This is a genomic window from Pseudomonas sp. B2021 (assembly GCF_018135665.1).
In the GTDB taxonomy this organism is placed as follows: Bacteria; Pseudomonadota; Gammaproteobacteria; order Pseudomonadales; family Pseudomonadaceae; genus Aquipseudomonas; species Aquipseudomonas lactis.
This window is the reverse complement of record NZ_SMOF01000001.1, coordinates 5032619-5043446: the sequence shown is the minus strand read 5'-3', so window position 1 is coordinate 5043446 and position 10828 is coordinate 5032619. Positions and strand designations below refer to the sequence as shown.

Genomic DNA, 10828 nt, shown 5'->3' with positions numbered 1-10828 from the left:
CACACTGGAATGCGATCAACTGTGGGAGCCGGGCTTGCCCGCGATGGCGCCAGTAGCCACACCGCAGGACTCCCATGAATTCCCAAAGCATCCTTGTCCCGAAAATCTCCACCTTGCCCGTCCACGAACCCCGCGCCCGGGCGATTGTGCGCTGGCTGGTGCGCAAGAACATCATCAAGGAAGAGCTCACCACTTGCGGCCGCACCGGCAACCGTATGGGCTACGCCCTGGCCGATGGCGCCCGCGCCGTGGTGCTGCATCCCGAGGCGTTGCCGTTCAACGAGCCGGTCAATGGCTTGGAGATCATCTATAAGCGTTGCATCTATACCCCGGCCAAGGGCTTTCTCGAGGAGGCCGGTTGCCCGGAGTGCCTGAAGGAGGTCGGAGAAGCGCTGTTCGAAAGCCTGGAAGACTGGATGCCCGGCCACACCGATAACTTCACCTGCCCGCTGTGTGGGCATGAAGACGACATTAATGGCTTTTTATTCTTGCAGGAGTGCGGGTTTTCCAACCTGGGCTTCATTTTCAACAACTGGGCGGAGGCGGGTTTCAAGCAGAGCTTTATCGACGAGTTTGCCGATTGGTTGGACCAGAAGGTGAGCTGGGTCAAAGTCGAGCTTTAAACCATCTATCACTATTACCAAGTTTGTCAGAGTTTTACATTGAGCCCGGCAGGGTGCATGTATATAATGGCGCGCTTCCATTTTCCCGCTCGGGAGCCCCCGCGATGCTGCGTATCAGCCAAGAAGCTCTGACATTCGACGACATTCTCCTAGTGCCCGGTTATTCCGAGGTGCTTCCTAACGAAGTCAGTCTCAAGACCCGCCTAACCCGTGGCATCGAGCTGAATATTCCCCTGGTTTCCGCTGCCATGGACACCGTCACCGAAGCCCGTCTGGCCATTGCCATGGCTCAGGAAGGCGGCATCGGCATCATCCACAAGAACATGACCATCGAGCAGCAAGCTGCCGAAGTGCGCAAGGTCAAGCGTTACGAAGCCGGTGTGGTGAAAGATCCGATCACCATCGAAGCTGACGCCACCGTGCGTGATCTGTTCGAACTCACTCGCATGCACAACATCTCCGGCGTCCCGGTGCTGCACGATGGCGACCTGGTCGGCATCGTCACTTCCCGTGACGTGCGTTTCGAGAACCGCCTTGAAGTGACCGTCCGCGAAGTGATGACGCCTAAAGAGCGCCTCGTCACCGTCAAGGAAGGCGCCGACAAGAACGATGTGCGCGAACTGCTGCACAAGCACCGCATCGAGCGCGTGCTGATCGTCGACGACAAATTCGCCCTCAAAGGCATGATGACCGTCAACGACATCGAAAAAGCCAAGGCTTACCCGCTGGCCAGCAAGGATGACCAAGGTCGTCTGCGCGTTGGCGCTGCGGTTGGTACCGGTAAAGACACCGGTGACCGCGTCTCGGCCCTGGTTGCTGCCGGTGTTGACGTGGTGGTGGTCGACACCGCTCACGGCCACTCCAAAGGCGTGATCGACCGCGTGCGTTGGGTCAAGCAGAACTTCCCTGACGTACAGGTGATCGGCGGCAACATCGCCACCGGCGCTGCCGCCAAGGCCTTGGCCGAAGCTGGCGCCGATGCAGTCAAGGTCGGTATCGGCCCAGGTTCCATCTGCACCACGCGCATCGTTGCCGGTGTGGGCGTGCCGCAAATCAGCGCCATCGCCAACGTCGCCGCTGCCCTTGAAGGCACGGGCGTACCGTTGATCGCCGACGGTGGCATCCGGTTCTCCGGTGACCTGTCCAAGGCCATCGTTGCCGGCGCCTCGTGCGTGATGATGGGCTCGATGTTCGCCGGTACCGAAGAAGCGCCAGGTGAGATCGAACTGTTCCAGGGCCGTTCGTACAAGGCTTACCGTGGAATGGGTTCGCTGGGCGCCATGTCCCAGGCGCAAGGCTCTTCCGACCGTTACTTCCAGGACTCTTCGGCAGGCGCCGAGAAGCTCGTACCGGAAGGTATCGAAGGCCGTGTGCCGTACAAAGGCACCCTGAGCGCGATCATTCACCAACTGATGGGCGGCCTGCGTTCCTCGATGGGTTACACCGGCAGCGCCAACATCGAAGAAATGCGCACCAAGCCAGAGTTCGTGCGAATCACCGGCGCCGGCATGGCTGAATCCCATGTCCACGACGTGCAGATCACCAAGGAAGCGCCAAACTACCGTGTAGGTTGAGCCTTCCAGCAAAATGTTAAGTAACCGGGGCTGTTCTTCAGCCCCGAGTTGTTTCTGATTCATTAGACGAGACTGACTTCATGGCCCTCGACATTCACGCCCACCGCATCCTGATCCTCGACTTCGGTTCCCAGTACACCCAACTGATCGCCCGCCGCGTGCGTGAAATCGGCGTGTACTGCGAACTGCACCCGTTCGACATGGACGATGAAGCGATCCGCGAATTCGCACCCAAAGGCGTCATTCTCGCCGGTGGCCCCGAGTCCGTTCACGAAGCCAACAGCCCGCGCTGCCCGCAAGCGGTATTCGACCTGGGCGTGCCGGTATTTGGCATCTGCTACGGCATGCAGACCATGGCCGAGCAACTGGGCGGCAAGGTTGAAGGTTCCGAGCTGCGTGAATTCGGTTATGCCCGTGTGGACGTGGTTGGCAAGAGCCGCCTGCTGGACGGCATCGAAGACCACATCGACGCCGACGGCCTGTTCGGCCTCGACGTGTGGATGAGCCACGGTGACAAGGTCACCAAAATGCCGGAAGACTTCCACATCCTGGCCAGCACCCCGAGCTGCCCGATCGCTGGCATGTTCAGCGACGAGCGTCGCTACTACGGCGTGCAGTTCCACCCGGAAGTGACCCACACCAAGCAAGGCGGGCGCATCCTGTCGCGTTTCATCCTCGACATTTGCGAGTGTGAAGCCCTGTGGACCCCGTCTAAAATCGCTGAAGACGCCATCGCCCAAGTGCGCGCCCAGGTCGGTACCGACAACGTGCTGCTCGGCCTGTCCGGCGGCGTTGACTCCTCGGTTGTGGCGGCCTTGCTGCACAAGGCCATCGGCGACCAGCTGACCTGCGTATTTGTCGACAACGGCCTGCTGCGCCTGCACGAAGGTGAGCAAGTGATGGCCATGTTCGCCGAGAACATGGGCGTCAAGGTGATCCGCGCCAACGCTGAGGACCAGTTCCTCAACAACCTGGCCGGCGAGTCCGACCCGGAGAAGAAGCGCAAGATCATCGGTCGTACCTTCATCGACGTATTCGATGCCGAGTCCACCAAACTGGACAACATCAAGTACCTCGCCCAGGGCACCATCTACCCCGACGTGATCGAGTCGGCCGGCGCCAAGAGCGGCAAGGCCCACGTGATCAAGTCCCACCACAACGTGGGTGGCCTGCCTGAGGAAATGAACCTCAAGCTGGTAGAACCGCTGCGCGAGCTGTTCAAGGACGAAGTCCGCCGTCTGGGCCTGGAACTGGGCCTGCCGTACGACATGGTCTACCGCCACCCATTCCCAGGCCCGGGCCTGGGCGTGCGTATCCTCGGTGAAGTGAAAAAGGAATACGCCGACCTGCTGCGTCGTGCCGACCACATCTTCATCGAAGAACTGCGCAAGGCCGACTGGTACCACAAGGTCAGCCAGGCGTTCGTGGTGTTCCAGCCGGTGAAATCGGTTGGCGTTGTAGGCGATGGCCGTCGTTACGCATGGGTTGTTGCGCTGCGTGCCGTAGAGACCATCGACTTCATGACGGCGCGTTGGGCTCACCTGCCTTACGAACTGCTGGAGACGGTCAGCGGCCGGATTATCAATGAGATCGAAGGTATTTCGCGCGTTACTTATGACGTGTCGAGCAAGCCGCCGGCGACGATTGAGTGGGAATGAGCCCGCGTCCGGCATTGCCCGGCACGATCTAGCAAAAAATGCCCTGGAGCCCGCGTAATTGCGGGCTTCTGGCTTTTTGGGTCTGGCAAATTCTGGCAGCTTTGTGCATCGCCAAGCACCGTGTTTGTATGGCATGGTAAGGGGCATTGACTGAGCCAAATGCCATGTTCGGTGCTCGATACCATGTCGCCCTAGCAGGGCAGGGCATGGTATCAAATCTCATCATCAGCCCGTTTTCATTGGGTTTTATCGTGGTGCATGAGTGCTTTTCTGAACATGGTATTTTTTCCATGGAATCCGTAACTGCCATGCTGACCGATACCAAGCTGCGTAACCTCAAACCGCAAGAAAAGCTCTACAAGGTGAATGACCGCGACGGGCTGTACGTGGCCGTCACTGCTGCCGGTTCCATCTCATTTCGTTACAACTACTCAATCAATGGCCGTCAGGAGACCATCACGTTCGGTCGTTATGGCGTGGGTGGCATCACACTTGCGGAAGCCAGAGATCGCCTGGGCGAGGCTAAAAAGATGGTTTCGGCGGGTAAGTCACCTGCCAAAGAGAAAGCCCGTGCCAAGGCACGCACCAAAGGGGCAGAGACGTTTGATGCGTGGGCTGAGAAATGGCTGCGTGGGTATCAGATGGCTGACTCAACCCGGGACATGCGCCGATCGGTTTACGAGCGCGAGCTAAAGCCGCACTTCGGTAATCAGAAACTGGTGGAAATCAATCATGAGGATCTGCGAACGCTGACAGATGCAATTGTGGAGCGTGGAGCTCCAGCCACGGCCGTGCACTCCCGCGAGATTGTGATGCAGGTATTCCGATGGGCGATAGAGCGTGGCCAGAAGGTTGAGAATCCGGCTGATCTGGTGCGTCCTGCAAGCATCGCTAAATTCGAGCCACGTGATCGCGCTCTAGGGCCTGACGAAATCGCGTTGATGTATCAGTACCTGGACCGCATCGGCACTGCCTCATCCGTGAGAGTCGCCGCTAAGCTGCTGTTGCTGACCATGGTTCGCAAAAGTGAATTGACCAACGCTACCTGGAACGAAATCAATTTCAGCGAAGCCCTGTGGACCATTCCGAAAGAGCGGATGAAGCGGCGCAATCCCCATTTGGTGTTCTTATCTCAGCAGGCGCTGGATTTTTTCATTGCTCTGAAGACGTTTGCCGGTGGTTCGGATTACGTCTTTCCCTCTCGGTACGATTCTGATTTGCCTATGAGCACCGCGACTATCAATCAAGTGCTGACGCTCACGTACCGGCTTGCGCAGAAAGAAGGGCAGCCGCTGAGCAAGTTCGGACCGCATGATTTGAGGCGCACAGCGAGCACGCTGCTGCATGAGGCGGGTTACAACTCAGACTGGATTGAGAAGTGCCTTGCGCACGAGCAGAAGGGGGTACGGGCCGTTTACAACAAAGCTGAATACCGCGATCAGCGTCGGGCGATGTTGCAGGATTGGGCGGATATGATTGACGAGTGGACGCTAAAAAAACCACGTGCGAAGGTTTGATTTAAGAGCCCGGTTCGGCCGCGTGAACCGCTATTGATTGTGTATTTTGGTTGACGCTAAAGCGAGCTACTAACCGGATCGGTGTGGCTGACTCAACCAAAATATCTCTGGGATTGAGGCAATTGCTTTGGATACCGCTTGGCGTTCGATACCCAGCCTGCGCGCAATCGCTGATTGATTGAAACCAAGCCGTTGGAGCATGAGCATCTGTTTTTTTCTATCAGATAATCTTGAGTCCACCATAAGCCGCGCGAGGTCCCGTAACTCTGCTTCCTCTGCTAGCGTTAACGTTTGGCCAAGCATGTAGCTCTGTATGTAGCTGTCAACCAACTCGTCACCCGATTTCGCCTGCGGAGTACCTCTCGAGGCGCATTGGCGGCTGACTCTGGCTAATTCTAGGTCGAATTGCGCTATAGATCGTTTCGCTTTTCTATACGCAGGATTCCATTCGCCATCCGGTAACTTAGGGCGATGAGCCGCGCAATAAAGGTTGCTGAGGCGCAGTTTTTCATCCATGCCGCGTTGGCCATCGTCGCCGCCGGATTCGGCGAATGTGGCCAGCTCTGCAAGCGTGCCGCAAAATCTGCAAAAAACTTTTAAGCGTTGACCATTCAAGCCACGAACATTTCTTTTCGCTGGTTGCTTGCGCTTGCATGCCCATACCAGCTCTATCAGCGTTTCGAGTGTGGCGATAAATCGCTGATCTCTCTTGGACTGCTGGTCTTCTGTTAGGACAAAAGCTCTTAGCAATCGGCGCTGTACGCGAACCATTGCTTCAGCACCAACCAATCGCATGATCTCACTGAATGCTACGCCGGTACCGGCTCCTGGTACGTGCCCTAGATAGCGCGACGGGAGTGTTGCCGTATACGTAGCAACAACGGGGTCGATGAGTTCTTCCACAAGGCGAGCGATAGGGTAACGCTTCGATGCTGCGGAGTACGGCTCCCAGCAATCTCGAAATCGTCTGATGGCATCTGCGACGGTTGGGTCGCATCCCTTCCAAATGGCGATGGCTGAGCAATTTTTCATGTCAACCATTTTAGCCAATTATTCCATCGAAGCAAGCGGCACATAGGGGCACGATCAGGCACACATTTGCTGTGACTGATAGAGGCCAAGGTATGCACGTATCGAAGAACAGAACGCTCATCGACAAGAAGACGCTTCTAGCGATGATCCCGCTGTGTGAGCGCACGATTTACAACTTTGAAAGCAAAGGTCGATTTCCTCGCCGCATTGCGATCAGCAGTCGTAAGGTGGTCTGGGATTTGGCTGAGGTAGAAGAATGGATTGATGCTTGCAAGGGTTCAGGCCCGGCTCCCAGACCCGGAGTTGGAGCCTGAATAGTGCGAATCGGGCCCGACGTAGGGCCCATATCGCAGCTTGCGCTGTTCAGTTCTCACGGCGAGGCGCAGATGTATCACGACAGCAGCAGGAGCGGGTTTTTCTCGCTGCTGGTTGACGTGCGTGGCGAAAAACGCCAGTCCTCCCACCGGTTAGCGGACATGCCCACCATTCTCAATTTGGTGGATAAAACCCGCGACACATGGATGTCTCAAGCAGAGTTCATCCGCCCTAATCGGCGAGTCGTGAACCTCGCCCGTTTGGGGCTGTTATTCACCGATCTTGACACCTACCGCATACCAGCCCTTGCCGGTCGCACGCCTGACCAACTGGCGACGTCTGTGCTGTACTTCTGCACAGAAGAAGGATTGCCAGCGCCATCGGTATTGATCTACAGCGGCCGGGGCATCCAAGCAAAATGGCTACTCGACGGCACTATCCCGCGTCAGGCGTTGCCCCGCTGGAATGCGTGCCAACGCTACCTAGTGGATCGGCTGGCACACGTCGGTGCCGATCCGATGGCCAAAGACGCAAGCCGCGTGCTACGAACCATCGAGACGGTCAACAGCAAGAGCGGCGAAGTCTGCCGCGTGGTTCACGTCACGAACGACACCGATGGCCAGCCCGTCCGCTACAACTTCGAGTCTCTGGCCGAGGCCCTGCTACCTACTGCCCGTTGGACAATCGAGCAACAGCGGCAGGAGCATTCCGAGCGGGTCAAACGCAAGCCTAAGCCCTTCCTTTTGGTGCCTGGCGGTAAAGCTGACAATCTCCGCGGATTTTCCGGCCGCCAGCTTGCGTGGGACCGCCTCGAAGACCTGCGCAAGCTCGCCGAGCTGCGCGGCGGTGTCAACGAAGGCTGCCGGATGCAACATCTGTTTTGGCGCTTGAACTTCCTGCTACTTTCCGGCGCGACCAACAGCAAGCAGATGTATCACGAAGCCTCAGCGCTGTCCCGCGAGCTAGATCCACAATGGAATAGCCGCTCCAAAGAACTGATGACGTTGTTCAGCAAAGCCAAAGCCTACGAGTCGGGGGAAAGGGTCAGTTTCGGAGGCAAGGACTATCCACCGCTGTACACACCAAAGAATGAAACCCTGATAAACCTGTTCGGGATAACTACAGATGAACAACGGCAGCTCAAGACTATCATCAGCTCGGGGATGGCCTTAGAGCGCGACAGGAAACGGCATGAGGTCCGTAGGCGCGCTGCCGGTGCTGTGGATCGTCGAACTTATCTTGAGGCGGCTAACGCCAAGCAAGTAAAAGCTCAATCTCTCAGAGTCGAAGGGCTAAGTGTGCGAGCCATTGCGAAGCAAATGGGCATCTCGGTCGGTGCCGTTTCCGGCTACCTTAAGCACAGTACGTAGACTGTTCAGAGTCCGTGCGTATTACTAAAAGTGAAGACTCCGGGATTTTGACAGCGCCGTTCTCCCTAATTCAGGTCTTGGTCACTTTTGATCGGAGGGGGTGGATAGGTGTTCAAGGTCCGTCCGTATTACTAATGGCGAAGCCTCAGCACTGTTCGTCGCTCCTGATTAGCTGTGGTCTGAACGGTTGGGCGGGTCCAGAAATAGGTGCACGGGGGTTGTACGTGCTCGTGTATTCGTAGCGGGTCCCCTAACGTTGTCCGGCGCAGGCGGGAGTAATACAGCAAGCCGCTAGAGGGATTTCCGATGCACCTTCCGCGAGAACCGCAGCCAGTCACATGCTTGAACGTCACTAGCTAGCCGACCTTTTTGAGGGCATCATGCCATTTTGGTATCACCAAAGTAGCATCTGCTTTTAGCATCCAGGAGGGAGTATGAGGTTTAAAAATATTAAACGGTGGGTAATCAGTGAAGATACCGAAGGATTACTATTTTTTGCTCAGCGACTAGATGAACTTTTGTGGGACTACACGCTAGACTCCTATAAGCCTGCTAGTCTCAATGCCCCTTCTCTTTGTAAAGAGGCTCTGGCACTGATTCGGGATATTGAAAAGGAACTTATAGATGAAACTAATTTAAAACATGTTTTAGAAGAGCTTAAGTGGAGTATAAGTTATGATGCTGTAGCTAAAAACTTACTTGATCAGGGTGTCAGTGAGTACATTTCTAATGTGTCTGACACCGACTTTAAGTTATCAGAGTTAAAACGTAAACTAGAGGTTCTAGGGCGGAGTCTAGAGCCGTATCGTTATCTTCATGAAAGTTTCGATTTGCTGATGGCTGCGGTAAAGTCCTCAAAAAAGAAAGCTATTGATACTGTATTGAAGAATACGGTAACTGCATTGGTTAATATGGGGGTTAGTAAAAGATTTTTGTATGAAACTACTCAAGAGTATTTCTTTGCTCCTGATGGCGCTGAGATAACAGGTCTCGACAGTCTGGAGGTGTTCTTAAAAGATATATATCCGCATTCTCACAATTTTGATGTTTATTTTGTTGTTTCTGATCTTATAGAGACGGCAAGGGATTCGGTTCAAGCTTTTGGTATGAAGCTGTTAAATGAGCTTCCTGAAGAAATTGCTCAGGTGGCCAAAAATAATGAATTTGTAAAACCTCCTGGCTATGTTTATGTGGAGGTAGGAAGTTTGAGGGGATTTGATATTTTCTCAGTTCAGGAGCGAGCAGCCGCCAAGCTTGATCAGTTGAGTGACTTATTCACATTGTTTCACCATAGAGAAAAGATCAGCTGGCAACCCAAAGTAATAGTATCCCAGTGCTGTAAAGATGTACCCGTGGCTGTCACCCTTACTAAAGGTGCAATGGATAAGCCTTTTGATATGCCTGCGGAGAAGGCCTCAAAAGAACTTAATCGACTAATAAGAAATATCGGTTTACATGGCGCTAGCTTTGATAGGTTCAATCGTGTGGCCGACCTTCACGGTATCAGTGTTGCAAGTGATATCGTGGAGAATCAACTGGTTAGTCTTTGGACTTCGCTTGAAACTTTGATTCCAGTAAGCATGAAAGGAGCTAAAGTTGCAAATGTTGTAGAGTCAATGATGCCGTTTTTATTGAAGACATACATCAAGCGTCTAATAAGTAGGCTTGGTCATGATTTAATAATTTGGAGGCGGTGGACAACGAAAAAAATTCTCAATAAGGTTGAGGGAGGAAGTGGCTCTTCCATCTCTCAGAGGCTTCTAGCCCTGCTGTGTGTGCCGGGGAATGAGGCGCTACGCAAAGAGCTTTATGCAGAGTTAGGTGATTTTCATTTACTTAGGTTTCGCTTGTTTTCTCTTTCTGAAATGCTCGCTTCGCCAGAGAAAATACAAAAGGCACTTGACAGTCACGAACAAAAATTACGATGGCAGATACGTAGGATATATAGGACTCGAAATTTAATTGTTCACTCTGGATCTAAGCCGTCATATATACATGGTCTTGTCGAAAATGGACATGATTATTTGGATTTGATTTTGTTTGAAGTGATGAAGTTGGCTTGTGGAGCTTATCGCGTTTCTACATTGGAACAGGCATTTGATTTGGCGGCGATCAAGTATAAAAAATTTAAAGACACGCTTTCGGTGACTAAAGTATTTGACGGCGAAAATTGTCAATTTTTGAGTGACGACGAAAATATGCTGTCAGATTACATGAGTGAATCTTGGCGCAGTTCTGCTGCTCCTTCATCTGTTGTTTCTTTGGCTGAAAAAACATGATTTGATAAATTTTGTTATCTTTCGCACACGTATATTTACGTGTGCGAAATAGAAAGTTACGAAAAGATCGTGATCAGACCACGCTTGAGGTACCGGTTAACATTGGTCTAAACCCTGAAAGCACTCGAGGCTCTGCCACTGAATAATGGTCACTACTTTTTAGGGGACTCTGACTTCTTTTTTTCCTGCATCGCTCGGATGTCCGCCAAAACTTGGTGGCATAAATTAGCATTGTTTTTACTACCCAGCAGGGGCAGCTGATTCCCCCGACAAACATGCGATATGAAGCCGACATTGCTAGCGGGCTAACGCGAAGCTGCAACGCCGTGTACTGCCGATCCAGCTTATCTAGCTGCGGCCCGTAACCTTTGCTTCGCAGCCACCGGCCGAATGCCCACATGCCAATGGCGAACGTAAAGGCGAATACTACGAATCCAGCGAACATCAGAAAGCTCATCAT

Annotated in this window: 8 protein-coding genes and 1 pseudogene; 7 read left to right on the top strand and 2 right to left on the bottom strand. The window is 53.8% G+C overall.

Going from position 1 to position 10828, the window contains the following annotated elements; genetic code table 11:
- The first annotated feature begins 74 nt into the window (after positions 1 to 74).
- The 4 genes from E1K68_RS22680 (at position 75) to E1K68_RS22665 (ending at position 5372) form a co-directional block, all read left to right on the top strand.
- Positions 75 to 623 carry a hypothetical protein gene (locus tag E1K68_RS22680; protein ID WP_003193999.1) on the top strand — a complete coding sequence of 183 codons (549 nt, stop codon included), beginning with the start codon at positions 75 to 77 and terminating at the stop codon, positions 621 to 623.
- A gap of 104 nt (positions 624 to 727) precedes the next feature.
- Complete coding sequence (guaB, locus tag E1K68_RS22675; protein WP_003193998.1) at positions 728 to 2197, top strand: IMP dehydrogenase; 1470 nt, start codon at positions 728 to 730, stop codon at positions 2195 to 2197.
- Between the two features lie 80 nt (positions 2198 to 2277).
- On the top strand, positions 2278 to 3855 hold the full coding sequence (gene guaA, locus E1K68_RS22670) for a glutamine-hydrolyzing GMP synthase (RefSeq protein WP_003193997.1): 1578 nt from the start codon (positions 2278 to 2280) through the stop codon (positions 3853 to 3855).
- Between the two features lie 308 nt (positions 3856 to 4163).
- Positions 4164 to 5372, top strand: coding sequence for a site-specific integrase (locus E1K68_RS22665; protein WP_212614924.1), 1209 nt, complete (start codon positions 4164 to 4166; stop codon positions 5370 to 5372).
- 69 nt (positions 5373 to 5441) lie between these two features.
- Here E1K68_RS22665 and E1K68_RS22660 read toward each other — a convergent pair whose 3' ends face one another.
- Positions 5442 to 6413 carry a LuxR family transcriptional regulator gene (locus E1K68_RS22660; protein WP_244858834.1) on the bottom strand — a complete coding sequence of 324 codons (972 nt, stop codon included), beginning with the start codon at positions 6411 to 6413 and terminating at the stop codon, positions 5442 to 5444.
- Positions 6414 to 6496: 83 nt separating this feature from the next.
- Here E1K68_RS22660 and E1K68_RS22655 point away from each other — a divergent pair, with 83 nt between their 5' ends.
- From E1K68_RS22655 to E1K68_RS22645, 3 genes are all read left to right on the top strand, one after another.
- Positions 6497 to 6718, top strand: a complete 222-nt coding sequence (locus E1K68_RS22655; RefSeq protein WP_212614688.1) for an AlpA family phage regulatory protein — start codon at positions 6497 to 6499, stop codon at positions 6716 to 6718.
- A 72-nt stretch (positions 6719 to 6790) separates the two neighbouring features.
- Positions 6791 to 8089 carry a replication protein gene (locus E1K68_RS22650; RefSeq protein ID WP_244858833.1) on the top strand — a complete coding sequence of 433 codons (1299 nt, stop codon included), beginning with the start codon at positions 6791 to 6793 and terminating at the stop codon, positions 8087 to 8089.
- Between the two features lie 434 nt (positions 8090 to 8523).
- Positions 8524 to 10368 (top strand): hypothetical protein, encoded by a 1845-nt coding sequence (locus E1K68_RS22645; protein WP_212614686.1) that lies wholly within the window; start codon positions 8524 to 8526, stop codon positions 10366 to 10368.
- 152 nt (positions 10369 to 10520) lie between these two features.
- Here the strand turns inward: E1K68_RS22645 and E1K68_RS27945 are convergent.
- Positions 10521 to 10828 (bottom strand): annotated as a pseudogene (locus E1K68_RS27945) (hypothetical protein).